The sequence below is a fragment of the Pseudomonas parafulva NBRC 16636 = DSM 17004 genome, assembly GCF_000730645.1.
GTDB classification, from domain to species: domain Bacteria; phylum Pseudomonadota; class Gammaproteobacteria; order Pseudomonadales; family Pseudomonadaceae; genus Aquipseudomonas; species Aquipseudomonas parafulva.
Genome location: NZ_BBIU01000013.1, coordinates 79,290 through 103,851 on the forward strand (window position 1 = coordinate 79,290; position 24,562 = coordinate 103,851).

The window sequence follows — 24,562 nt, forward strand, 5'->3', positions numbered from 1 at the left end:
CAGGCCCTCGGTGGAGTGAGCGTTGCTCGCGATGCGCCGCCCACGCGGCGCCCCACCAGACGGTCATCACTTTTTTTACGCACCCGCCCCCACTGCTTCGTCTTGTATTCAAACACCCCTCATCCAAGGATTGCCCCATGCCCGACCGCCCAGCCCTGCGCTCCCAGCGCCTGAACCAGGTCACCCACGCCCCGCACGCCGAGCTGGATGCCCTGGTCAAGGCCCACGCCCCCTTCGACAGCCGCGAAAGCTTTGCCCGCTTCGTCGTTGCCCAGTACCTGTTCCAGGCCGAACTGCAGCCCTTGTACAACGACCCCACCCTGGTTGCCATTGTCCCCGACCTCACCCAACGCTGCCGCGCCCAGCAGGCACTGCTGGACCTGGCCGACCTGGGCACGCAAGCACCCGCCGCCCTGCGTGGTCCCCTGCAGGCCCCCAGCCTGGGTGAAGCGATGGGCTGGATCTTCGTCTCCGAAGGCTCCAAACTGGGGGCTGCGTTTCTGATCAAGCGCGCCGCTGCGCTGGGCCTCTCCGACAGCTTCGGCGCCCGCCACCTGGGCGAGCCGCTAGGCGGACGGGCCGAGGGCTGGAAGCAGTTCACCCGCATTCTTGATGGCCTGGACCTTACGGCCGAGGAAGATGCGGCGGCAGAGCGCGGCGCAGTGGCTGCCTTTGCGCGTTTCACCGAACTGCTGAAACACGCCTACGCCGTGGACGCCCAGTTGGTCTGATACGCTGTACCTGGCACCTGACCGGTGGCCGAACCGTTTTTGCAGTGAGACCATGACCCAACCTGCCCGCTCGAAACTCGCCCGCCTGCTGTATGGAATCCTGGCTTACGTAAGCCTTGGGGTGGGCTTGGTCGCCATCGTCATTCCTGGCCTGCCGACCACCGAATTCATCCTGTTGTCGGCCTGGGCGGCGACGCGCAGCTCGCCGCGCCTGTCAGCCTGGCTGGAAAACCACCGCCTGTTCGGCCCCATCCTCTACAACTGGCGTAACGGCAAGGTGATCAAGCGGCGGGCCAAGGTCAGTGCCACGGTCAGCATGTTGCTGTGTGCAGGGCTGATGCTGGTGTTTCTCGAGCATCACTGGCCCGTGTACCTGGCCATTGCCGGCATGACCCTGGGCAACCTGTGGATCTGGTCCCGCCCAGAACACACCTGCCCGGCCCCCTCACAGGCTCAGCAGCCCTGAATACAGCGCGAACGCGGCCAGGCCCGCGCCTGCCAGCACCGCTGCGAATATCAGCTTTTCCCACGTGCTGAACAGCGCCAGCCCCCGTTCGTGCCTGGCCTTGGCAAACAGGATGACACCAGGCGCATACAGCAACGCCGACAACAGCAGGTACTTCAGGCCACCGGCGTACAGCAGCCACAGGGCATACAGCAAGGCCACCAGCGCCACCGCCAGGTCCTTGCGGCGCACAGCGGGCTGCCCTGCGTAAGTCTCTGCGCGTATGGCCAGCAACACCGCGTAGGCCGCCGACCACAGGTAAGGCACCAGAATCATCGACGATGCCAGGTAGATGAGGCTGGTATAGGTGCCAGCAGATACCAGCGTAATCAGCAGGAACCCCTGGATCATGCTGTTGGTCAGCCACAAGGCGTTGACCGGCACCTGGTTGTTGTTCGCCCTGGCGAGAAAGCGCGGCATGGTGTGATCCCGAGCCGTGGCATAGAGGATCTCGGCGCACAACAGCGCCCACGACAGCAAGGCACCCAACAGCGAAACCGCCAGGCCAAGGCTGATCAGCAACGCCCCCCACGGCCCGACGACATGCGCCAGTACCGCAGCCAGCGAGGGGTTCTGCAGCCCGGCCAGCTCGGGCTGGGCCATGATGCCCAGCGACAGCACGTTGACCAGCACCAACAACGCCAGCACACCGACAAAGCCGACCACCGTGGCCTTGCCCACGTCCGCCCGGTGCTGGGCCCGCCCGGAGTAGACACTGGCCCCCTCGATGCCGATAAACACAAATACCGTCACCAGCATCATGTTGCGCACCTGTTCCAGCACACTGCCCAGCTGTGGGCTGCCCTGGCCCCAGATATCCCGGGTAAAGATATCGGCGCGAAACGCGCAGGCCGCGATCACCACGAACAGCACCAGCGGCACCACCTTGGTCACGGTGGTGACCAGGTTGATGAACGCGGCTTCCTTGATGCCGCGCATCACCAGAAAATGCACGGCCCACAGCAGCACCGACGCGCAGCCGATGGCAGCAGGCGTATTGCCTTCGCCGAACACCGGGAAGTAAAAGCCCAAGGTGCTGAACAACAGCACGAAGTAGCCGACATTGCCCAGCCAGGCACTGATCCAGTACCCCCAGGCCGACGAAAAGCCCATGTACTCGCCAAACCCGGCCTTGGCATAGGCATAAACCCCTGAGTCGAGCTCAGGCTTGCGGTTGGCCAGGGTCTGGAACACGAATGCCAGCGCCAGCATACCCACCGCAGTGATCGCCCAGCCGATCAGCACCGCGCCGGCGCCGGCTCGCGCTGCCATGTTCTGCGGCAATGAAAAGATGCCGCCCCCAATCATGGAGCCCACCACCAACGCGATCAGCGCACCCAGCGGAAGTTTCTGCGTGTTTTCGCCCATGCTTCAAGCCACATCCTATCGCTGAACGGTCGTCATACAGATGTAACCGCATTATTGCTTATATAAGCCACTGTACGCATCGCGTATCCCACGCCGCTTACCTGCCCCATTCATAACCCAATTGTCTATGCAGCGCGCTTGTAAAAACCTCGCGTTTGCCAAGCCCTTCACACTAAACCGTTAAAACTTTTAATTTCAGAAAAAATTTGCGATCACGGCAAAACCGTCTAGTTTCAACCCTCGCAGGCCATCAAGAGCCACTGCTCTGGAATGACATGGAGGTGCCAGCACACCAGGCCTGCAGCCGAAGCAGTCGGCACTCTCCAGGAGCCCCGTGAAGTTTTTTTACTACTTCACACTGCTGTGCACTGATCCACATCAGGGCATGGCCACGGCGTCGGATTTAATCTGATGTCAACTTTCTCCTGGCAGGAGTTGTTAAATGTCTGATGGTTCGGGAAAACTTAAACTCGGTGCACTAGTTGCACTTGTGGTCGGTTCCATGATCGGTGGCGGCATCTTTTCACTGCCGCAGAACATGGCCGCCAGCGCAGGTGTTGGCGCCGTCCTGATTGGCTGGGCCATTACCGCCGTGGGCATGCTGACCCTGGCGTTCGTGTTCCAGACCCTGGCCAACCGCAAGCCTGACCTTGACGGCGGGGTGTACGCCTACGCCAAGGCCGGGTTTGGCGACTACATGGGCTTTTCGTCGGCCTGGGGCTACTGGATCAGCGCCTGGCTAGGCAACGTCGGCTACTTCGTGCTGCTGTTCAGCACCCTGGGGTACTTCTTCCCGCTCTTCGGCGAGGGCAACACACCTGCCGCCATCATCGGCGCCTCGGTACTGCTGTGGGCGGTGCATTTTCTGGTGCTGCGCGGCATCAAGGAAGCCGCCTTCATCAACCTGGTCACCACCGTGGCCAAGGTCGTCCCACTGGTGCTGTTCGCGCTCATCTGCCTGTTTGCATTCAAGCTGGATGTGTTCACGGCCGACATCTGGGGGGCTGGCACGCCCGAGCTGGGCAGCGTGATGAACCAGGTGCGCAACATGATGCTGGTGACCGTGTGGGTGTTCATCGGTATCGAGGGCGCCAGCATCTTCTCGTCCCGCGCAGCCAGGCGCGCCCACGTGGGCAAGGCCACGGTGATCGGCTTCATTACCGTGCTGCTGTTCCTGGTGCTGGTCAACGTGCTGTCGCTGGGCATCATGACCCAACCCGAGCTGGCCGGCCTGCAGAACCCGTCGATGGCGGCCGTGCTGGAGCATGTGGTTGGCCACTGGGGCGCGGTGCTGATCAGCGTCGGGCTGATCATCTCGCTGCTGGGGGCGCTGCTGTCGTGGGTGCTGCTGTGCGCCGAGATCATGTTCGCTGCCGCCAAGGACCACACCATGCCGGCGTTCCTGCGCCGCGAGAATGCCAACCAGGTACCCGCCAACGCCCTGTGGCTGACCAACGCCATGGTGCAGGTATTTCTGGTGATCACGCTGTTCTCCAACAGCACCTACCTGTCCCTGATCTACCTCGCCACCTCGATGATCCTGGTGCCCTACCTGTGGTCGGCTGCCTACGCCGTATTGCTGGCCGTGCGCGGGGAAACCTACCAACAGGCCCTGCGCGAGCGCCGCAAAGACCTGCTGATCGGTGGCATCGCCCTGCTTTATGCCATCTGGCTGCTGTACGCCGGCGGGGTGAAATACCTGCTGCTTTCGGCCCTGCTCTACGCCCCTGGCGCGATCCTGTTCGCCAAGGCCAAGCGGGAACTGGGCCAGCCAGTGTTCACCCGCGTGGAAAAGCTGATCTTCACGGCCGTGGTCATCGGCGCCCTGGTGGCAGCCTTTGGCCTGTACCGCGGTTTCCTCACGCTGTGACCCACGTTTTCAATCGTATGGAGGATAGAAACCATGTCCGCTGAGAAACAGAAATACGGTGTGCATTCCGAAGCCGGCAAGCTGCGCAAGGTGCTGGTGTGCGCCCCGGGGCTGGCTCACAAGCGCCTTACCCCCAGCAATTGTGACGAACTGCTGTTCGACGATGTGATCTGGGTGGACCAGGCCAAGCGTGACCATTTCGACTTCGTCACCAAGATGCGCGAACGCGGGGTGGATGTGCTGGAAATGCACAACCTGCTGACCGATATCGTGCAGCAACCTGAAGCGCTGAAATGGATACTGGACCGCAAGATCACCCCCGACACCGTCGGCGTGGGCCTGACCAACGAAGTGCGCAGCTGGCTCGAAGGCCTGGAGCCGCGCCACCTGGCCGAATTCCTGATCGGCGGTGTGGCGGGCCAGGACCTGCCCCAGAGCGAAGGGGCCGAAGTGGTCAAGATGTACAACGATTACCTGGGCCATTCGAGCTTCATCCTGCCGCCACTGCCCAATACCCAGTTCACCCGTGACACCACGTGCTGGATCTACGGTGGCGTCACGCTCAACCCCATGTACTGGCCGGCACGCCGCCAGGAAACCCTGTTGGCTACCGCCATCTACACGTTCCACCCGCAGTTCACCGGCGCCGATTTCCAGGTGTGGTATGGCGACCCGGACAAGCAGCACGGCCAGGCCACCCTCGAAGGCGGCGACGTGATGCCGATCGGCAACGGCATCGTGCTGATCGGCATGGGTGAGCGCACCTCGCGCCAGGCCATCGGCCAACTGGCCCAGAGCCTGTTCGCCAAGGGCGCGGTACAGAAGGTGATCGTGGCTGGCCTGCCGAAATCCCGCGCTGCCATGCACCTGGACACGGTCTTCAGCTTCTGTGACCGCGACCTGGTCACGGTTTTCCCGGAAGTGGTGAGTGAGATCGTGCCGTTCATCATCCACCCCGACGAGAGCAAGCCCTATGGCATGGACGTGCGCCGCGAACACAAATCGTTCATCGAGGTGGTGGGCGAGCAATTGGGCGTGAAGCTGCGCGTGGTCGAAACCGGCGGCAACAGTTTTGCCGCCGAGCGCGAGCAGTGGGACGACGGCAACAACGTGGTGGCCCTGGAGCCGGGCGTGGTGATTGGCTACGACCGCAACACCTACACCAACACCCTGCTGCGCAAGGCCGGCGTGGAGGTGATTACCATCAGCGCTGGCGAACTGGGCCGCGGCCGCGGCGGTGGCCATTGCATGACCTGCCCGATCGTGCGCGACCCGATCGACTACTGACTCCCTCACCCCGGCCGCCCCACCCGGTGGCGGCCGGCGCGTTCAGCACTCCAAGGAGAACCGTCATGGCGTTCAACATCCGCAACCGCAACCTGCTCAGCCTCGAACACCACACCACCCGCGAGCTGCGCTACCTGCTGGACCTGTCCCGTGACCTCAAGCGGGCCAAGTACACCGGCACCGAACAGCAACACCTCAAGGGCAACAACATCGCCCTGATCTTCGAAAAAACCTCCACCCGCACCCGCTGCGCATTCGAGGTGGCCGCCTACGACCAGGGCGCCAACGTCACCTACATCGACCCCAACTCGTCGCAGATCGGCCACAAGGAAAGCATGAAGGACACTGCCCGCGTACTCGGGCGCATGTACGACGCCATCGAGTACCGGGGCTTCAAGCAGGAAATTGTCGAAGAACTGGCCAAGTTCGCGGGCGTCCCCGTATTCAACGGCCTGACCGACGAATACCACCCCACCCAGATGATCGCCGACGTGCTGACCATGCGTGAGCACAGCGACAAGCCGCTGCACGACATCAGCTACGCCTACCTGGGTGATGCGCGCAACAACATGGGCAACTCCCTGCTGCTGATCGGCGCCAAGCTGGGCATGGATGTGCGCATCGCCGCGCCCAAGAGCCTGTGGCCCCACGATGACCTGGTGCAGCGCTGCAAGCAGTACGCCGAGGAAAGCGGCGCACGCATTACCCTCACCGAAGACGCCAAGGCTGCGGTCAAGGGCGTGGACTTCATCCACACCGACGTGTGGGTGTCGATGGGCGAGCCGATCGAAGCCTGGGGCGAGCGCATCAAGCTGCTCAAACCCTACCAGGTGAACCCTGAGCTGATGAAGGCCAGCGGCAACCCACGGACCAAGTTCATGCACTGCCTGCCGGCATTCCATAACAGCGAAACCAAGGTAGGCAAGCAGATCGCCGAACAGTACCCGGACCTGGCCAACGGCATCGAAGTGACCGACGACGTGTTCGAATCGCCCGCCTGCATCGCGTTCGAGCAGGCCGAAAACCGCATGCACACCATCAAGGCGATCCTGGTATCGACCCTGGCTGACCTCTAAACGCTTACAGCTGCAAGCTTCGAGCTCCAAGCCACAAGAAAAAGCGGCCCATTACGCGCCCCCGCCTCTCCTTGAAGCTTGAAGCTTGAAGCTTCCCTAACAAGGACATCTCCCATGCGTATCGTGGTTGCATTGGGCGGCAACGCCCTGCTGCGTCGCGGTGAACCGATGACCGCCCAGAACCAGCGGGCCAACATCCGTACCGCCACCGAACAGATCGCCAGGATCCACCCGGGCAACGAACTGGTGATCGCCCACGGCAATGGCCCGCAGGTAGGGCTGCTGTCCCTGCAAGGCATGGCCTACAAACCCGACGAAGCCTACCCGCTGGATGTGCTGGGTGCGGAAACCGAAGGCATGATCGGCTACATGATCGAGCAGGAACTGGGCAACCTGCTGGACGCCGAGGTGCCTTTTGCCACCCTGCTGACACAGGTGGAAGTGGACGCTGACGACCCTGCCTTCAATGACCCCACCAAATTCATCGGCCCGGTGTACAGCCAGGTCGAAGCCCAGCGGCTGGCGGCAGAAAAAGGCTGGGTGGTGAAGGCCGACGGCGACAAGTATCGGCGTGTGGTCGCCAGCCCCGCGCCCAAACGCATCTTCGAGATCCGCCCGATCAAATGGTTGCTGGAAAAAGGCACCATCGTGATTTGTGCCGGTGGCGGGGGCATCCCCACGCTCTACGATGAAAACGGCAGGCTCAAGGGCATCGAGGCCGTCATCGACAAGGACCTGTGCTCGGCGCTGCTGGCCGAACAACTGGAGGCCGACCTTCTGGTCATCGCCACCGACGTGGATGCGGCGTACATTGACTTTGGCAAGCCAACGCAGAAGGCCATTGCCCAGGCTCACCCCGAGGAGCTGGGCAAGCTGGGCTTCGCGGCCGGGTCCATGGGGCCGAAGGTGCAAGCGGCCTGCGATTTTGCCCGGCATACCGGGAAGGTGGCTGTAATCAGTTCACTGGCCAACATCGAAGACATCGTCAAGGGCACTGCCGGCACCCGCGTTTCAACCGCAACCCCCGGGATCAGCTACCGTTGATTGCAGTCGGCGGGCGTGCAGCGCCCGCCATAACCTTTGCGTAGGAGACCCCCATGGCCAAGTACGAGCCCGGTCACGTACACATCGAGCGCACGGCGCTCAACAAGAACGACCACAGTTATGACCTGAAAGTGGACTACGAAGCGTTTACCGACCCCACTGAGGGCCGTGGCATCCAGTTCCGCATGCACGGCAGCATCGAGGGTAAGCCGGTGGATGAGGCCTTCTTCCTGCCCAAGGACCAGGTACTGCCCAGCTTTCTCATGCAGCTGACGCGCAGGGCCCAGGCCCACCTGGCTGCACCGAAGAAATTCGAAAGCCTGGCCTCGCCCCACCGCATCTACGACTGGATGTTCGAAGACATCCGCGCAAAACTGGATGTGAAGTCTGGCGACCCGATCAAGCCCGAACACCTGGGGTAGGCCGGGGCCGTCACGGGCGCGGCGATGTTGAGGCATACTAGCGCCCTCCCCGGCCATATCCGATTGCCCCAATGCGTATCCACGTCAGCTTCATCGACCGTGTCGGCATCACCCAGGAAGTCCTGGCCCTGCTCGGTGCCCGCCACCTCAACCTGGATGCGGTGGAGATGGTGCCGCCAAATGTCTACATCGATGCCCCCACCCTGAGCCCGGCGGTACTCGAAGAGCTGCACGATGCCTTGTTCGACGTCGCAGGCGTGCAGGCCGTAGAGGTGGTCGACATTCTGCCGGGCCAACGGCGCCACCTGCAGCTCGATGCCCTGCTCACGGCCATGAGCGACCCCGTGCTGGCGGTGGACCGGGCGGGCAAGGTGCTGCTGGCCAACCCCGCCTTGATCGCCCTGTGCGGCCGCGAGTCCACAGGGCGGTCGGTGGGCGAGCTGTTCGGCGACCCGGCCTTGCTGCCCATGCTGCTGGAAAGCAACTTCCACCTGCCCATGCGCGAGATGCAGCTCAACGGCCAGAGCCTGCTGCTCGATGCCATGCCGATCACCCACACTGGCGGCCTGCTGACCCTGTACCCGCCAACACGCATGGGCGAGCGCCTGTCGGCCCTGCGCCACGACCACGCCGAAGGGTTCGATGCACTGCTGGGCGAATCGCCTGCCATTCGCACCCTCAAGGCGCGGGCCCTGCGGGTGGCGGCGCTGGACGCACCGCTGCTGGTGCATGGCGAAACCGGCACCGGCAAGGAGCTGGTGGCGCGCGCCTGCCATGCCATCAGCAGCCGCAGCAGCGCCCCGTTCCTGGCCCTCAACTGCGCCGCGCTGCCCGAGAGTCTGGCGGAGAGCGAACTGTTCGGCTACGCCCCAGGTGCCTTCACCGGCGCACAACGCGGCGGTAAACCGGGGCTGATGGAGCTGGCCAACCAGGGCACGGTGTTCCTCGATGAAATCGGTGAAATGTCGCCCTACTTGCAGGCCAAGCTGCTGCGTTTTCTCAGCGATGGCAGCTTCCGCAGGGTGGGTGGGGACCGGGAGGTGAAGGTGAATGTGCGCATCATCAGCGCCACCCACCGCGACCTGGAGCAAATGGTGGCCGAGGGCACGTTCCGCGAAGACCTGTTCTACCGCCTGAACGTGCTCAACCTGCAGGTGCCGCCGCTGCGCGACCGGGGGCAGGACATCATCATGCTGGCGCACTTCTTCATGCAGCAAGCCTGCACGCAAATCCAGCGCCCGGCCTGCCGGCTCACCCCGGAAACCCATTCAGCACTGCTGGCCAACCCATGGCCGGGCAACGTGCGCCAGCTGCAGAACGTGATATTCCGCGCTGCGGCCATCTGCGAGAGCAACCTGGTGGATATCGGCGACCTGGATATTGCCGGCACCTCGGTCGCACGTGGCCACGACGGCGACGTGGCCAGCCTGGCGCAGGCGGTAGGCGATTTCGAGCGCGAGCTGCTGCAACGCCTGTACGCCAGTTACCCCTCAACCCGTCAACTGGCGGCGCGCCTGCAAACCTCCCACACTGCCATCGCCCAGCGCCTGAAAAAGTACGGCATTCCGGGGAAAGGCTGATTTTGTCGGCAATTTCCCTGAATTGTTCAGACTTTTCCTAGGAGTTCGCCAGATACGCTCTGACGTGTGCCTCGTAGAATGACAGCAGTGCAATCCTGCCTGTCACCCCGCTAAACCGCCCAAGAGCGGTCTGTGGTTCGCTACTGGATATAACGAGAGTACCTGATGTTAGAACTCGATTTTTACGGCACGCTGGTGGCTGCCTCCCTGGTGTTGCTGCTAGGGCGCGGCCTGGTCGCGCGCATTGGTTTTTTGCGCGCCTACAACATTCCCGAGCCGGTGGCCGGTGGCCTGGTGGTGGCCATCGCGCTGCTGGCGCTGCGCAGTTTCGACCTGCACGTGCAGTTTGACACCTCCCTGCAAACCCCGCTGATGCTGGCCTTCTTCGCCACCATCGGCCTGAGCGCCGACTTCGCCAGCCTGAAAAAAGGCGGCAGGGCGGTAGGCGTGTTCCTGCTCGCGGTCACCAGCCTGCTGGTGGTGCAGAATGCGCTGGGCATCAGCCTGGCTACAGCGTTGGGCCTGGACCCACTGATGGGCTTGCTGGCCGGCTCCATCACGCTGTCGGGTGGCCACGGCACCGGTGCCGCCTGGGGCGCGACGTTCTCAGAAACCTACGGCCTGGCTTCAGCGTCGGAACTGGCCATGGCCTCTGCTACCTTCGGCCTGGTACTCGGTGGCCTGATCGGCGGCCCGGTTGCCCGCCTGCTGATCAAGCGGGTTACCCCACCCGGCCTTGCGGGCGATGCACCGCAACTGCCCACGGGTTTCGAGCAACCTGAAAAAGAACGCCTCATCACGTCCTTTTCCTTCATTGAAACCCTGGCCCTGATTGCCGTGAGCCTACTGGCAGGTACAGTACTGAACGGGCTGCTGAAAGGCACCCCCTTCGAGCTGCCGAACTTCGTGTGCGTGTTGTTTGTGGGCGTGGTGCTGCGCAACGGGCTCTCGGCCTTTGGTTTCTATCAGGTGTTCGAGCGGGAAGTATCGGTGCTGGGCAATGTCAGCCTGTCGCTGTTCCTGGCCATTGCCCTGATGTCGTTGAAGCTGTGGGACCTGTCAGCCCTGGCCCTGCCATTCTTCGTCCTGCTAGCCGCGCAGACCCTGGTGATGGCACTGTTTGCCATCTTCGTGACCTTCCGCGTGATGGGGCGCAACTACGATGCCGCCGTACTCGCTGCCGGGCACTGCGGCTTCGGCCTGGGCGCTACCCCAACGGCAATCGCCAACATGCAAGCGGTGACCCAGCGTTTCGGGCCGTCCCATGTGGCGTTTCTGGTGGTGCCGATGGTAGGGGCGTTCTTTATTGACCTGATCAATGTGGTCGTGATCAAGCTGTACCTGGCGTTGCCGTTTTTTCAGTGAGCCAAGCTGGCTTATGACGCTGCGGGTTATGCCGTGAACAAGCCCCTCACCCGGGTACGGGCGGGGGGCTTTAGATGAGGTCAGGCGTCTTTGAAGCCCGGCAGGCCTTGTTCTTGGCGCCACCTTTTTACTTCGTCGACCACGGCCTGGGGGGAATCAACGATACCTACCTCCCCCGGATAATAGATTAAATCAGACCCTGAGGGATGCTCACTCAGCCGCTCGAATTTTATAATGCCATTGGTGTGCGCCCTGTCCGAAGGATAGAGGACAGGGTCGGCATGATAGATACCATATACCAGCGTGTAAAATTCCCGCTCGGTGTAGTCGGCTATTTTATCGTTCATCATTTTTTCTCGCTTGATGCGCCTGAATGTGAAAAATTGGCGAAACAATAATCATGTTATCAACATCATAGACCTCACCCCCGTCAGCAATCCGCTCAACATGGTGGATTTCGTACTTTTTTCGCGCGCCAACTTGCTCAGCATGTCGCGCGGTAGGCGCACGCCCCCTTCTCATGGCTAACAATTCGGCGAGCTGAAACTGCCCTTCGAATAGGTGACTGCGGCCGACCATCTGCCAAAATCGTCGGCGAAAAGATCCCCAACTGCTGAACTTTTTACCTCGAAGTTTACTGGCAATTTGAGCAGGAACAGGTACACCCTCGCGAGCCCCCTCAACTAAAAACGTACCATCGATAAGTTTCCCTTTCCCGTCACGCCCCCCGAAAGGTTCCGGCGGCTCTTGAACATCACATAAAGCGGAGCCAACCCGGAGTCGATTGGGAAAATGATGACGTAGTCATCGAACCCGACGTCAGGCAGGTCCGGGTAAACATCCAGCCGACCTTCAAGCGGCTCCAGTGTCGGGCCTACCAGTTTGTTATCGCTGGGCGAGGTAGGTGGTAGTACTGTGGAGCTGCCCGACGACTCTACCGCAGGCGTCCAGACCACTGTTCTGGAGGGTATGTCGTCCGTGGTAACGGTGTAGCTGCCGGTCTGCGCGTCATACTGGGCGACCAGTACCGGCACCGCCGAAGGAAGGGCTGAGCCGTCGGTACGCGCGGCGAACAACTCTGCAGGGCCATTAAGGTCCTGCCTCTCGCCCATGCGAAATGGAAGGTCTAGCGCCCCACGTTCGACCGCCTCGGCCTGGGCCGTAGCATCAAGCTCAATCGAAAGCTCGCCCAGCGGCAGGGTGAGTAGATAGTTCCCCAAGGGCTTCGCTGGGCGCCGTCGTTCGGCATTACCCACTTTGGGCGCGTACAGCAGGGCGGCGAGGCCAACCAAAAACGGCGCGACCAGCGCCTCCACCGGCGCCACACTCAATGAGCTGACAGCAGACCTGATGGCACTCCCCAGCGCTGCGCCAGCGAGTACTGCGGACGGCGCACCGGACGACATGACCACTTTGGGCTCGGACACTGGCCCTGCAGGTGGCACAAGATAGGTATTGGCCTGCCGAATAGCCTGCTCTGCCAAGGCCTTTTCGGCAGCCGCCTTGGCTGCCGCAGCCTGCCGCGCCTCGGCCTCAGCCTGGGCTCGAGCCAGCGCCGCTGCGTGCGCCGCCTTCAGGGCTTCCTCATGGGCCCGGCGCTGAGCCTCCTCATGGGCCCGCGCCTGCGCCTCAGCCTCGGCACGGGCTTGAGCTTCGGCGTGGGCGCGAGCCTGGGCCTCGGCTAACCGTTCTGCCTCGGCCTGGATGGCAGCCTGGGCAATGGCATTCGCAACCTCTTGCCGCAGCGCCGCAAGCTGCCCTTCGAGCAGCTGAATTTCTGCATCGCGCAGCTGTACCGTATAAGCGGCGAGGTATGCATCGTTCAACGCCTGCTGCAGGTCCGATGACTTGATACGGCCCGACGCGATATTTTTTAATGCTGCATGAGCGTACGTCGATGGGTGCTTGCCCAAAGGGCTGGAACCGTAAAAGCGGTTGGCCAGTTCGGTGCGGTACGCGCGATCGGCATGTTTCAAGGCCAATAATTTTGATCGCGCCTGTATTGCATTGTTTAACCTTTCGACAACGGTTGCCGCGGGGGGCAGTGACGCTGCGGCAAGGGCATTGACTTCCTGTTCAAGCGAACTGGGCAGGCGGGATAATTGTTCTGAATAAAAACGTCTGGCAACTTCATCTGCGATCCTGAATGCATTGCCAGCGGTGGCAGTGAACCCATCCAAAATAGGACCTATTTGATTAGGTGTGTTACCTGAAGAGCTAGAGGCCCCTGGACGACTGGGTTGTGCCCCGACGAACGTCGGTGGCAGGGTAACCTGTCTTTTTTTACGAGACACGGCATGACTCCTTTTCAATTATTGAATAGTGCTTTCCCTCCTCATTAACCTGACCAATGCGAATATGAATTCCCAGCGTGCATAATTACCTAAGGAAACCCAACTAAGAACCGTGAACGAAGGTTACCCCATACCCGCTCGACAAATATTTCAGAAGCTGAATATGGGAAACTTCCGACTTATTTCTAAGTCGATTCCTAACATGAAGAATCAAACGAAAAGTCAACACACAATAAGAACAAGCACCAAGCCGTATCGAATTCGTAACGACGTAACGAAAACGAAACGAGCCTCATAAGGCGCACCCTCCCAACGGACTGAAGGGAAAAGGCTTTTCGGACCGAAGCTAATCGTAACGAATTCGCTACACACCGCCCCCACCAATAGCCCCATGACCCGCTCAACCCGCTGGTTTAAAGGGGCTTTCATCAGTTGGCCACATTATTGCTAGCAATCTTCTACCTAGAGCGCGAGCCCAATCGCGCCACTGTCCCGGTTCACGAGGAGCCCCCATGAGCGAGTTGCGTTTCACCGAAGATCACGAATGGCTGCGCGTCGAAGCTGATGGCACTGTGACTGTGGGCATTACGGCCTATGCTCAGAATGCCCTCGGCGATGTGGTCTACGTGCAACTGCCCGAACTTCAGCACTATGAAAAGGGTGCTGAAGCGTCCACCGTGGAATCGGTGAAAGCGGCCAGCGGGGTGTACATGCCCTTGGCCGGCGAGGTGGTCGCCGTCAATGACGCCCTCAACGACAGCCCTGAGCGGGTCAACGAAGCGCCCATGGGTGATGGCTGGTTCTTCCGCTTCAAGCCAGCCGACATGAGCGAGGTCACCGCCCTGCTCGACCAGCAGGCCTATGACCGCCTGCTCAACGCCAACGACGACGCCTGAGGAAACCGCCATGACCATCAACCTCGGCACTGCCAACGAATTCATCGCCCGCCACATCGGCCCGCGCACCGAAGACGAGCAGGCCATGCTCGCCACCCTGGGTTTCGACTCGCTGCAGGCCATGACAGACGCCGTCATCCCTGCGTCCATCAAAGGCACCAGCGTGCTGGGTGAGCACCAGGGCCAGAGCGAAGCTGATGCGCTGGCAGCGCTCAAAGCCATCGCCAGCAAGAACCAGCTGTTCAAAAGCTATATTGGCCAGGGTTACTACAACACCCACACCCCTGCGCCCATTCTGCGCAACCTGCTGGAGAACCCGGCCTGGTATACGGCCTACACGCCTTACCAGCCAGAAATTTCCCAGGGGCGCCTGGAAGCACTGCTCAACTTCCAGACGCTGGTCTGCGACCTGACCGGCCTGCCGATTGCCAACGCGTCCTTGCTGGACGAGGCCACCGCAGCCGCCGAAGCCATGACCTTCTGCAAGCGCCTGTCGAAGAACAAGGCCAGCCACAGCTTCTTCGCATCGGTCCACTGCCACCCGCAAACCCTCGATGTACTGCGCACCCGTGCAGAACCCCTGGGTATCAGCATCGAGGTGGGGGATGAACGTGAGCTGGGCGATGTCAGTGCGTATTTCGGCGCGCTGCTGCAATACCCGGCCAGCACCGGCGAAGTGCTGGACTACCGCGAAGTGGTGCAGCGGTTCCATGATGCCAACGCGCTGGTGGCCGTATCAGCCGACCTGCTGGCGCTCACCCTGCTGACCCCGCCTGGCGAATTCGAGGCCGACGTGGCCATCGGCAGCGCCCAACGGTTCGGGGTGCCGCTGGGCTTCGGCGGGCCACACGCGGCCTACTTTGCCACCCGTGACGCGTTCAAGCGCGACATGCCGGGCCGGCTGGTGGGCGTGTCCATCGACCGCTTCGGCAAAACGGCCCTGCGCCTGGCGATGCAGACCCGCGAGCAGCATATTCGCCGCGAGAAAGCCACCAGCAACATCTGCACGGCGCAAGTACTGCTGGCCAACATCGCCAGTATGTTTGCCGTGTACCACGGCCCCCAGGGCCTCAAGCGCATCGCCGAGCGCATTCATGGGCTGACCTCGGTGTTGGCAGCAGGCCTGCGTGCGCTGGGTATCGAGCCGGTGGGCAGCAGCGCGTTCGACACCCTCACCCTGGCCACCGGCGGCAATACTGCCAGCCTGCACGAAACGGCTCGCGCCCAGGGCATCAACCTGCGCCAGGTGGATGGCGGGCATGTGGGCATTTCGCTGGACGAAACCAGCACCCAGGCCGATGTGCAAAGCCTGTGGCAACTGTTGGGCGGCGACCAGCCTCAACCTGATTTCGATGCACTGGCCGCCACCAGCACGGCGCTGCTGCCAGAGACGCTGCTGCGCAGCTCTACCTATCTGGAACACCCGGTGTTCAACCGCTACCACAGCGAAACCGAACTGATGCGCTACCTGCGCCGGCTGGCCGACAAGGACCTGGCGCTGGACCGCAGCATGATCCCGCTGGGTTCATGCACCATGAAACTCAACGCTGCCAGCGAAATGATCCCGGTGACCTGGGCCGAATTCGGCAACCTGCACCCCTTCGCCCCGGCCGAGCAAAGCCAGGGTTACCTGCAGATGACCAACGAGCTGGAAGCGATGCTGTGCGCGGCCACCGGCTACGATGCCGTGTCGCTGCAGCCCAATGCGGGCTCACAGGGCGAGTATGCCGGCCTGCTGGCGATCCGCGCCTACCACCGCAGCCGCAACGAAGGGCATCGCGATATCTGCCTGATCCCATCGTCGGCGCACGGTACCAACCCGGCCACGGCCCACATGGCTGGCATGCAGGTGGTGGTCACCGCCTGTGACGCTCGCGGCAATGTCGATGTGGCCGACCTGCGGGCCAAGGCGCTGGAGCACCGCGACCGCCTGGCCGCGCTGATGATCACCTACCCGTCCACCCATGGCGTGTTCGAAGAGGCGATCGGTGAGATCTGCTCGATCATCCACAGCAATGGTGGCCAGGTGTATATCGACGGCGCCAACATGAACGCCATGGTCGGCCTGTGCGCACCGGGCAAGTTCGGCGGCGACGTGTCCCACCTCAACCTGCACAAAACGTTCTGCATACCCCATGGCGGCGGTGGCCCGGGTGTTGGCCCGATTGGCGTCAAGTCGCACCTGGCGCCGTTCCTGCCGGGCCATGCTGCGCTGGCCAACCCGACAGGGGCCGTGTGTGCGGCACCGTTCGGCAGTGCCAGCATCCTGCCCATCACCTGGATGTACATCCGCATGATGGGGGGCGCAGGCCTCAAGCGCGCCTCGCAGATGGCGATCCTCAACGCCAACTACATCGCCCGCCGCCTGGAAGAGCACTACCCGGTGCTGTACACCGGCAGCAACGGCCTGGTTGCCCACGAATGTATCCTCGACCTGCGCCCGCTCAAAGACAGCAGCGGCATCAGCGTGGACGATGTAGCCAAGCGGCTGATCGATTTCGGCTTCCACGCCCCGACCATGTCCTTCCCGGTGGCTGGCACGCTGATGATCGAGCCGACCGAGAGCGAGTCCCGGGAAGAACTCGACCGTTTCTGCAACGCCATGATCCAGATCCGCGAAGAAATCCGCGCCGTCGAGAACGGCACCCTGGACAAGGATGACAACCCGCTGAAAAACGCACCGCACACTGCCGCAGAGCTGGTGGGTGAATGGGCCCATGGTTACACCCGCGAACAGGCGGTGTACCCGCTGCCGAGCCTGATCGAGGGCAAGTACTGGCCACCGGTAAGCCGCGTCGATAACGTGTACGGCGACCGCAACCTGGTGTGCGCATGCCCACCCATCGAAAGTTACCAGGATGCATGAAGCCGTTGCCTGGCCTGGCCGTAGCCAGGTCAGCCAGCCCTCCCCGAGTCGCAAGGAGTCACTGATGTCCCAAGCACTGCTCAAGACCCCGCTGCATGCCCTGCACCTTGAACTGGGTGCGCGCATGGTGCCGTTTGCCGGGTACGACATGCCCGTCCAGTACCCACTGGGGGTACTCAAGGAGCACTTGCACACCCGCGAACAGGCCGGCTTGTTCGATGTTTCACACATGGGGCAGATTCTGCTGCAAGGCAGCGATGCCGCCCGTGGCCTGGAAACCCTGGTACCGGTCGATATCCTCGACCTGCCGGTGGGCCTGCAGCGTTATGCCATGTTCACCAACGAACAAGGCGGTATTCTCGACGACCTGATGGTGGCCAACCTGGGCAATGACACCTTGCTGCTGGTGGTCAACGCTGCGTGCAAAGACCAGGACCTGGCCCACCTGCAAGCACACATTGGCGCGCGCTGCAGCGTGCAGCCCCTGTTCGAGCAGCGTGCCCTGCTGGCCCTGCAAGGCCCCGCAGCAGCGCAGGTGCTGCAGCGCCTGGCACCCGAAGTGGCCGGGATGACGTTCATGCAACTGCATGCGGTGCGGTTGCTGGGCGAAGACTGCTGGGTCAGCCGCTCCGGCTACACCGGGGAGGACGGCTACGAAATCTCAGTGCCGGCCAGTGCAGCCGAGGCCTTGGCGCGCAGGCTGCTGGCCGAACCCGAGGTACAGCCGATCGGCCTGGGGGCACGTGACTCCCTGCGGCTAGAGGCCGGCCTGTGCCTGTATGGCCACGACATGAACCCCGAAACCACGCCGGTAGAAGCCAGCCTGCTGTGGGCTGTGTCCAAGCCGCGCCGTGCGGACGGTGCCCGTGCCGGGGGCTTCCCAGGCGCTGAGGCCCTGTTCAGGCAGCAGCGCGAGGGCGTCGCACGCAAGCGCGTGGGGCTATTACCGCAGGAACGCACCCCCGTACGTGAGGGCGCCGATATCGTGGATGCCCATGACAACCCAGTCGGCAAAGTGTGCAGCGGCGGTTTTGGGCCGACACTCGGTGCACCCGTGGCAATGGGTTATATCGACAGTGAACACGCGGCAGTTGATACGTCGTTGTTTGCAGTTGTCCGCGGTAAGAAAGTGGCCCTGAAGGTGAGCAAAATGCCTTTTGTGACGCCACGTTACTACCGCGGTTGATGGGCATTGGGGCAGGTGACAAAACCCCGTTGTATAGACGTTTTCGAACCTGCCTAATAACTTTTTGAACAGGGCGCCAGGCCAGCCACCATGCCGTTTCCGACACATTGGTCGGTAACGGGCAAGGCGCCAATTTTAGCCCCTGCGCAGGGCTTGTTTTTCGTTCGAGAGTTGGCGTAGAGTCACCTCACTGTGTTTGCATGGGTCGCAACAGTTCGTGACCTGGGCCAGTAGCCGCATTCTGCTACAACCCGTTCGACGTCTCTTACTTTCCTGCAACCCAGCCCGGTAATCTTTCGCGTACTCATAACGTGAAAGAAACTGTCATCAAAATTTAAGCGTCATAGGAAATAAGACAATGGCTGAGCGTCAGAACGGTACCGTCAAGTGGTTCAATGACGAAAAAGGTTACGGTTTCATCACCCCAGAAAGCGGTGCTGATCTGTTCGTGCACTTCCGCGCCATCGAAGGCAACGGCTTCAAGAGCCTGAAGGAAGGCCAGAAAGTCTCCTTCGAAGCTGTCCAGGGCCAAAAAGGCCTGCAGGCAGACAAGGTCCAGGTGCTCGGTTAATCCGCACCAGACCCATAGAAAAGCCCCTACCAAGTGCAGGGGCTTTTTTTTGCCCGTAGAATAGGGCTCCGTTTTCTGGAGCTGTCCTGCATGTCCAAGCCTCTGCTGTTACCTCAGGGTGATTTTCCGCCGGTTGGCCTGGGCCGACGCCTGGCTGCAATGTTCTATGATTTTTTGCTGTGCACGGCACTGCTGATCGTCACTGCCGGCGCCTACAAGATGATCCAGATGGCGATCATCGGCGAAGCACGCATGCGCACGCTGACCGAGGCCGGTGCACTGGATGGCGACCCGCTACTGTCCACCGTGCTGGTGTTCGTGCTGTTTGGTTTCTTTGCCAAGTTCTGGACCCACGGCGGGCAGACACTGGGCATGCAGGTGTGGGGGATACGGGTACAGAACCCGGATGGTACAGCCATCAGCCTGTGGCAGGCGCTGCTGCGCTTCGTGGTGTCGATAGCCTCGTGGCTATGCCTGGGGTTGGGGTTCTTCTGGGCGCTGGTGGACACGCGCAAACGGGGCTGGCACGACATCTATTCCGAGAGCCAGTTGGTGCGGGTGCCGAAGCGGCGCTAGGGTGTCAGGGGCTTGGGGCTGCTGGGCAGCCCATCGCGACCTGCGGTCGCTCCTACAACGGGACCGCAGGTCGCTGGGGGTATCAGCCTGCTCTACGCAGTAACCACAACCCGGCCAAGGCACAGATGCCGGCCGGCAACACCACGGCCAACAAGGGCGGGAAGCCGAACACCTGGCTGGATGGCCCCAGCAGGTCCTGGGCAATGCGGAACACGAAGCCCACCAATACCCCGGTGAACACGCGTTGGCCCAAGGTGACCGAACGCAGTGGCCCAAAGATAAAGGAAATGGCCATCAGTACCAGCGCTGCGGTCACAGCCGGTTGCAGCACCTTGGTCCAGAACGCCAGCCAATAGCGTGCGTTGTTCAGGCCCTGGTCGGACAGGTAGTGGATGTAGTCCCACAGGCCGGTGATCGACAGCGACTCCGGTGCCACGACCACGGTATTGAGCAACTGCGGCGTAACCGACACATCCCACTTCTCTTCAGGCGCCTGCACTACCTCGGTATGGTCGCCGCGGAAGAACGTGGTACGCACATCGCTGAGTACCCACTGCTCGTTTTCGTAACGGGCCCGGCGCGCGAAGCTGGAACTGATGATCTTGCGCTGGTCGTCGAAACGGTAGCGGGTCACCCCCAGCAGCAGGTTGTTCGGCTGCACCGAGTTGATGTGCACGAACTCCTCGCCCTGGCGGTGCCACATGCCACGCTTGGAGCTCTGCGCTTCACCGCCACCTTGCGCCAGTGAGCGATCGGCCTGGGCCGTATTCTCGGTGACCGGCGCCACGTATTCGCCAATCAGCAGGCCGACCAGCATCAGCACCAGCATGGGCTTCATCACCGCCCAGACGATGCGGCCGATGGAAACACCCGCCGCACGCATGATGGTCAGCTCGCTGCTGCTGGCCAGGGTACCCAGGCCAATCAGGCAGCCGATGAGCGCCGCCATCGGCAGCATGTCGTACACCCGGCGCGGGGCGGTAAGCAGCACATACTTGCCTGCATCCATCACCGTGTAGGTATCGCTCAGGTCGCCCATCTCGTCGATGAAGGCAAACAGGGACGCCAAACCGAGGATGATCCCCAGTACGGCCAGAATGGCCATGAGCACGCTCTGGCCGATGTAGCGGTCGAGCTTAGCCACGGGTCACCTCCGCACGGCGGGCAGCACGCTTGAGGCGCAGGGGCTCCCAGTACATGATCCCCAGCCCGATCAGCAGGAACAGGCCGTGGACCCACCACATGCCCAGGCCAATGGGCAGCTTGCCTTTCTCGAGGGCACCGCGAACGGAAATCAGCATTGTCAGGTAAGCCATGTACAGAAGAATTGCCGGCAGCAGCTTGAGGAAGCGCCCCTGCCGAGGGTTGGCGCGGGACAGCGGCACCGCCAGCAGGGTCACGATGAAGACCAGGATGGGCAGCGACAGCCGCCACTGCAGCTCGGCGCGCTCGCGCAGGTCCGTCGAGCCGAACAGCTCGGTAGTGGGGATGGCTTCGCGCTCGGTGACCTCTTCGCTCACCTCCGGCTTGGGCAGCAGCACACCGTAGGTGTCGTACTTGATGGCGCGGTAATCGGCCTGGCCCGGGTTGCCGTCGTAGCGGTAGCCGTTTTCCAGCACCAGGTAGCGGTTGCCGTCGGCCTGGATTTCCTGGTGACCACGCTCGGCCACCAGCACCGAGGGGGCGCGGTCCTTGGTCTTGTCCTGGTTGAAGCGTTTTTCCGAAATGAACACCCCGGCCAGGTTCACCCGGTCATCCGACAGCTGTTCGGTGTAGGTCACCCGGGAACCGTCGCGCAGGGTCTGGAAGCGGCCCGGCACCAAGGTGTCGAACTCGGTCAGGGCGTCCTGCTGGCTGATGATCTTCTGCACCTGGGCAACGCCCAGCGGCGCCAGGCTCAGGCTCAGCCAGGCAACCAGCAGTGCCACCAGCGCGGCGGGCGCCATGGTCATGCCCAGCAGACGCTGCTGGCTCATGCCCGTGGCCGACAGCACGGTCATTTCGCTTTCCAGGTACAGCCGGCCATAGGCAAGCAGGATACCCAGGAACAGCCCCAGCGGCAGGATGAGTTGCAGGAAACCTGGCAGGCGGAAGCCCATGATCAGGAACAGCACGCCCGGGTCGAGCACGCCCTGGGCAGCCTGGGCCAGGTACTTGATGAAGCGGCCGCTCATGATGATCACCAGCAGCACTGCGCTGACGGCGCTCAAGGTCACCAGGACCTCGCGGGACAGATAACGAAAGACGATCAAACCAGACACTCCTGGGCTGTCAGCACGGACTGCCATTGAATGGCACCAGACGATGACTTAGTACATCCAAGGCCAATGCGGGTTCGCCACAGGCGAACCTTCATATAAAGTGCGCGCATTATCCTGTGATTGACCGCCCCTGTCACTTGGTGCGCATCAAGCCGCACAACGGGGTTGTCAGCACGCTTGCCGCAGGCTCAAACTGGCAGCTTTCCGCTGGCGCGCCATGGCGCGGCCAGCCCCGTCCAGAGCGCCGGCACACACGGCGCCACACGTATCGATCATTCGGGGACCCTGACATGGAACTGGTTGTAAAAAGCGTAGCCGCTGCATCCGTAAAAACTGCAACGCTGGTGATCGCAGTTGGTGAAAAACGTACGCTGGGCGCCGTGGCCAAGGGCGTAGACCAGGCCTGCGAAGGCGCCATCAGCGCCGTGCTCAAGCGTGGCGACCTGCTCGGCAAGCCGGGCCAGACCCTGCTGGTGCACAATGTGCCGGGCCTCAAGGCCGAACGTGTGCTGCTGGTTGGCTGCGGCAAGGATGAAGCCCTGGGCGACCGCGCCTGGCGCAAGCTGGTGGCAAGCGTTGCCGGCGTACTCAAGGGCTTGAATGGCGCCGATGCCGTGCTGGCCCTGGATGATATCGCAGTCAGCAACCGCGACGCCCACTACGGCAAATACCGCCTGCTGGCCGAAACCCTGCTGGACGGCGAATACGTATTCGATCGTTTCAAAAGCCAGAAAGCCGAGCCCCGCGCCCTAAAAAAAGTCACCCTGCTGGCCGACAAGGCAGGCCAGGCCGAGGTCGAGCGTGCCGTGCAACACGCCAGCGCCATCGCCACCGGCATGGCCTTCACCCGCGACCTGGGCAACCTGCCGCCAAACCTGTGCCACCCAAGCTTCCTGGCCGAACAGGCCAAGGACCTGGGCAAAGCCCACAAGGGCCTGAAGGTCGAAGTGCTGGACGAGAAGAAAATCAAGGACCTGGGCATGGGTGCGTTCTATGCCGTGGGCCAGGGCAGCGACCAGCCGCCACGCCTGATCGTGCTGAACTACCAGGGCGGCAAGAAGGCCGAGAAGCCGTTCGTGCTGGTGGGCAAGGGCATCACCTTCGACACCGGCGGCATCAGCCTCAAGCCAGGTGCCGGCATGGACGAAATGAAATACGACATGTGCGGCGCGGCCAGTGTGCTGGGCACGCTGCGCGCCGTGCTGGAACTGCAACTGCCGATCAACCTGGTGTGCCTGCTGGCCTGTGCCGAGAACATGCCCAGCGGGGGCGCAACCCGCCCGGGCGACATCGTCACCACCATGAGCGGGCAGACGGTTGAAATCCTCAACACCGATGCCGAAGGCCGCCTGGTGCTGTGCGACACCCTGACGTACGCCGAGCGCTTCAAGCCCCAGGCCGTGATCGACATCGCCACCCTCACCGGCGCCTGCATCGTTGCCCTGGGCAGCCACACCACCGGCCTGATGGGCAATGACGACGCGCTGGTGGGCCAGTTGCTCGATGCCGGCAAGCGTGCCGACGACCGCGCCTGGCAATTGCCGCTGTTCGACGAGTACCAGGAGCAGCTGGACAGCCCGTTCGCCGACATGGGCAACATCGGTGGGCCCAAAGCCGGCACGATCACGGCTGGCTGCTTCCTGTCGCGCTTTGCCAAGGCCTACCAGTGGGCGCACATGGACATCGCGGGCACCGCCTGGGTCAGCGGCGGCAAGGACAAGGGCGCCACTGGCCGCCCGGTCCCCCTGCTCACCCAGTACCTGCTGGACCGCGCCGGCGCCTGACGCCCTCAGCCGGTGGCGCGCGGTGCGCCACCGGCCGGCGATATTCCCATGAGCAAAGTCGATTTCTATATCCTGCCCACCGACGCCCTGTCGGCGCGCCTGGATTTCGCCTGCAAGCTGTGCGACAAGGCCTGGCGCCTGGGCCACCGTGTGTACCTGCACTGCCAGGATGAGGCCCAGCGCATGGCACTGGACCAACGGCTGTGGGCGTTCAGGGGTGAAGCCTTCGTGCCCCACGACATGGCCGAGGCCCAACCCGATGCCAGCGTGGCGCTGGGTCTGGGCGAAGACGCAGGCGCGCACTGCGACCTGCTGATCAACCTGGGGGCAGCTGTGCCAAGCTTCGTCGGGCAGTTCGAGCGGGTGGCGGAAATCGTCGTGGAAGAGCCCGGCATCCGCCAATCAGCCCGTGAGCGATTCCGTTTCTACCGTGAACAGGGCTATGCTCTGCAAGACCACCGCTTACAGCGATTTTGACGACGATGGACAAGCACTCCCCCCTGCCAGATTCCAACCATTTGCTCGATGACCTCGAGTCGATCCGCCAGCTACTCGGTGATGCCGACCTGCAGCCACCGCTGCTCACCGACACTGTGGAGCAGATGCCGTTGCACCTCGACGAGCCGGCCGGCAACGCTGCCCCCGCGGTTGACGGGCAACCCGCCGCAGCTGATGACAACCCGCAAGCGCGCCGCCAGGACACCCTGTTGCACCTGGAAAGCGAACTGCGCGCTGCCGCACAGATGATCATGCAAGATGTGATCAACGACTTCACCCCGCACATCGAGAACGAGATCAAGCGCCGGCTGGACGCGCGCATCGAGCGGTTGATCAAGCGTTCGGAGTAACTCCAGTATTCGGCGGCGCCTGCTTCGCGGGT

The 24,562-nt window shown here is 62.4% G+C and carries 23 protein-coding genes; 17 read left to right on the forward strand and 6 right to left on the reverse strand.

Features of this window, described 5'->3' with window-relative positions:
• Window positions 1-137 precede the first annotated feature (137 nt).
• A complete protein-coding gene (locus tag PPA02S_RS09780) occupies window positions 138-731 on the forward strand; it encodes a biliverdin-producing heme oxygenase (protein WP_028631485.1) in 594 nt (197 codons plus the stop codon).
• Between the two features lie 52 nt (window positions 732-783).
• Window positions 784-1,197, forward strand: a complete 414-nt coding sequence (locus PPA02S_RS09785; RefSeq protein WP_028631486.1) for a YbaN family protein — start codon at window positions 784-786, stop codon at window positions 1,195-1,197.
• On the opposite strand, the gene arcD (PPA02S_RS09790) is transcribed toward PPA02S_RS09785, so the two are convergent.
• Entirely contained in the window at window positions 1,177-2,604 is a 1,428-nt protein-coding gene (arcD, locus tag PPA02S_RS09790; protein ID WP_028631487.1) for an arginine-ornithine antiporter, read from the reverse strand. The two genes, PPA02S_RS09785 and arcD (PPA02S_RS09790), sit on opposite strands and share 21 nt — an antisense overlap.
• Before the next feature lie 442 nt (window positions 2,605-3,046).
• On the opposite strand from arcD (PPA02S_RS09790), the gene arcD (PPA02S_RS09795) reads away from it, so the two are divergent.
• From arcD (PPA02S_RS09795) to gltS, 7 genes are all read left to right on the forward strand, one after another.
• The gene (arcD, locus tag PPA02S_RS09795) at window positions 3,047-4,474 is read left to right on the forward strand and encodes an arginine-ornithine antiporter (protein ID WP_028631488.1); all 1,428 of its coding nucleotides are present in this window, start codon (window positions 3,047-3,049) and stop codon (window positions 4,472-4,474) included.
• 33 nt (window positions 4,475-4,507) lie between these two features.
• Window positions 4,508-5,761, forward strand: coding sequence for an arginine deiminase (gene arcA, locus PPA02S_RS09800; RefSeq protein ID WP_028631489.1), 1,254 nt, complete (start codon window positions 4,508-4,510; stop codon window positions 5,759-5,761).
• Window positions 5,762-5,826: 65 nt separating this feature from the next.
• Window positions 5,827-6,837, forward strand: a complete 1,011-nt coding sequence (locus PPA02S_RS09805) for an ornithine carbamoyltransferase (RefSeq protein ID WP_028631490.1) — start codon at window positions 5,827-5,829, stop codon at window positions 6,835-6,837.
• 114 nt (window positions 6,838-6,951) lie between these two features.
• Window positions 6,952-7,881 (forward strand): carbamate kinase, encoded by a 930-nt coding sequence (gene arcC, locus PPA02S_RS09810; protein WP_028631491.1) that lies wholly within the window; start codon window positions 6,952-6,954, stop codon window positions 7,879-7,881.
• Window positions 7,882-7,934: 53 nt separating this feature from the next.
• Window positions 7,935-8,303 carry a DUF5064 family protein gene (locus PPA02S_RS09815; RefSeq protein WP_028631492.1) on the forward strand — a complete coding sequence of 123 codons (369 nt, stop codon included), beginning with the start codon at window positions 7,935-7,937 and terminating at the stop codon, window positions 8,301-8,303.
• Between the two features lie 71 nt (window positions 8,304-8,374).
• The gene (gcsR, locus tag PPA02S_RS09820) at window positions 8,375-9,883 is read left to right on the forward strand and encodes a transcriptional regulator GcsR (RefSeq protein ID WP_028631493.1); all 1,509 of its coding nucleotides are present in this window, start codon (window positions 8,375-8,377) and stop codon (window positions 9,881-9,883) included.
• A gap of 165 nt (window positions 9,884-10,048) precedes the next feature.
• On the forward strand, window positions 10,049-11,248 hold the full coding sequence (gltS, locus tag PPA02S_RS09825) for a sodium/glutamate symporter (protein ID WP_028631494.1): 1,200 nt from the start codon (window positions 10,049-10,051) through the stop codon (window positions 11,246-11,248).
• A gap of 80 nt (window positions 11,249-11,328) precedes the next feature.
• Here the strand turns inward: gltS and PPA02S_RS09830 are convergent, their stop codons facing one another.
• Genes PPA02S_RS09830 through PPA02S_RS09835 form a run of 3 tightly spaced genes read right to left on the reverse strand, consistent with a single transcriptional unit; the run spans window position 11,329 to window position 13,428 of the window.
• Window positions 11,329-11,598, reverse strand: a complete 270-nt coding sequence (locus tag PPA02S_RS09830) for a bacteriocin immunity protein (RefSeq protein ID WP_028631495.1) — start codon at window positions 11,596-11,598, stop codon at window positions 11,329-11,331.
• Window positions 11,585-11,950 (reverse strand): HNH endonuclease signature motif containing protein, encoded by a 366-nt coding sequence (locus PPA02S_RS23490; RefSeq protein WP_369403350.1) that lies wholly within the window; start codon window positions 11,948-11,950, stop codon window positions 11,585-11,587. Before PPA02S_RS23490 ends, PPA02S_RS09830 begins: the two co-directional genes overlap by 14 nt.
• Window positions 11,932-13,428 carry an S-type pyocin domain-containing protein gene (locus PPA02S_RS09835; protein WP_154660040.1) on the reverse strand — a complete coding sequence of 499 codons (1,497 nt, stop codon included), beginning with the start codon at window positions 13,426-13,428 and terminating at the stop codon, window positions 11,932-11,934. Before PPA02S_RS09835 ends, PPA02S_RS23490 begins: the two co-directional genes overlap by 19 nt.
• 626 nt (window positions 13,429-14,054) lie before the next feature.
• On the opposite strand from PPA02S_RS09835, the gene gcvH reads away from it, so the two are divergent.
• From gcvH to PPA02S_RS09860, 5 genes are all read left to right on the forward strand, one after another.
• Entirely contained in the window at window positions 14,055-14,438 is a 384-nt protein-coding gene (gene gcvH, locus PPA02S_RS09840) for a glycine cleavage system protein GcvH (protein ID WP_028631497.1), read from the forward strand.
• A gap of 10 nt (window positions 14,439-14,448) precedes the next feature.
• Window positions 14,449-17,304, forward strand: a complete 2,856-nt coding sequence (gcvP, locus tag PPA02S_RS09845; protein WP_028631498.1) for an aminomethyl-transferring glycine dehydrogenase — start codon at window positions 14,449-14,451, stop codon at window positions 17,302-17,304.
• A gap of 64 nt (window positions 17,305-17,368) precedes the next feature.
• Window positions 17,369-18,490 carry a glycine cleavage system aminomethyltransferase GcvT gene (gene gcvT, locus PPA02S_RS09850; RefSeq protein WP_428829795.1) on the forward strand — a complete coding sequence of 374 codons (1,122 nt, stop codon included), beginning with the start codon at window positions 17,369-17,371 and terminating at the stop codon, window positions 18,488-18,490.
• Window positions 18,491-18,848: 358 nt separating this feature from the next.
• Window positions 18,849-19,061 carry a cold-shock protein gene (locus PPA02S_RS09855; RefSeq protein WP_028631500.1) on the forward strand — a complete coding sequence of 71 codons (213 nt, stop codon included), beginning with the start codon at window positions 18,849-18,851 and terminating at the stop codon, window positions 19,059-19,061.
• A gap of 90 nt (window positions 19,062-19,151) precedes the next feature.
• Complete coding sequence (locus tag PPA02S_RS09860) at window positions 19,152-19,637, forward strand: RDD family protein (RefSeq protein WP_028631501.1); 486 nt, start codon at window positions 19,152-19,154, stop codon at window positions 19,635-19,637.
• Window positions 19,638-19,719: 82 nt separating this feature from the next.
• On the opposite strand, the gene lptG is transcribed toward PPA02S_RS09860, so the two are convergent.
• The gene (lptG, locus tag PPA02S_RS09865; protein ID WP_028631502.1) at window positions 19,720-20,781 is read right to left on the reverse strand and encodes an LPS export ABC transporter permease LptG; all 1,062 of its coding nucleotides are present in this window, start codon (window positions 20,779-20,781) and stop codon (window positions 19,720-19,722) included.
• Entirely contained in the window at window positions 20,774-21,889 is a 1,116-nt protein-coding gene (lptF, locus tag PPA02S_RS09870) for an LPS export ABC transporter permease LptF (RefSeq protein ID WP_028631503.1), read from the reverse strand. The genes lptG and lptF overlap by 8 nt, the downstream gene beginning before the upstream one ends.
• A 299-nt stretch (window positions 21,890-22,188) precedes the next feature.
• Here lptF and PPA02S_RS09875 point away from each other — a divergent pair, with 299 nt between their 5' ends.
• Genes PPA02S_RS09875 through PPA02S_RS09885 form a run of 3 tightly spaced genes read left to right on the forward strand, consistent with a single transcriptional unit; the run spans window position 22,189 to window position 24,530 of the window.
• Entirely contained in the window at window positions 22,189-23,682 is a 1,494-nt protein-coding gene (locus PPA02S_RS09875; RefSeq protein ID WP_028631504.1) for a leucyl aminopeptidase, read from the forward strand.
• A gap of 48 nt (window positions 23,683-23,730) precedes the next feature.
• Window positions 23,731-24,159, forward strand: a complete 429-nt coding sequence (locus PPA02S_RS09880; RefSeq protein WP_028631505.1) for a DNA polymerase III subunit chi — start codon at window positions 23,731-23,733, stop codon at window positions 24,157-24,159.
• Between the two features lie 5 nt (window positions 24,160-24,164).
• Window positions 24,165-24,530, forward strand: coding sequence for a hypothetical protein (locus tag PPA02S_RS09885; RefSeq protein WP_028631506.1), 366 nt, complete (start codon window positions 24,165-24,167; stop codon window positions 24,528-24,530).
• Window positions 24,531-24,562: the final 32 nt, after the last annotated feature.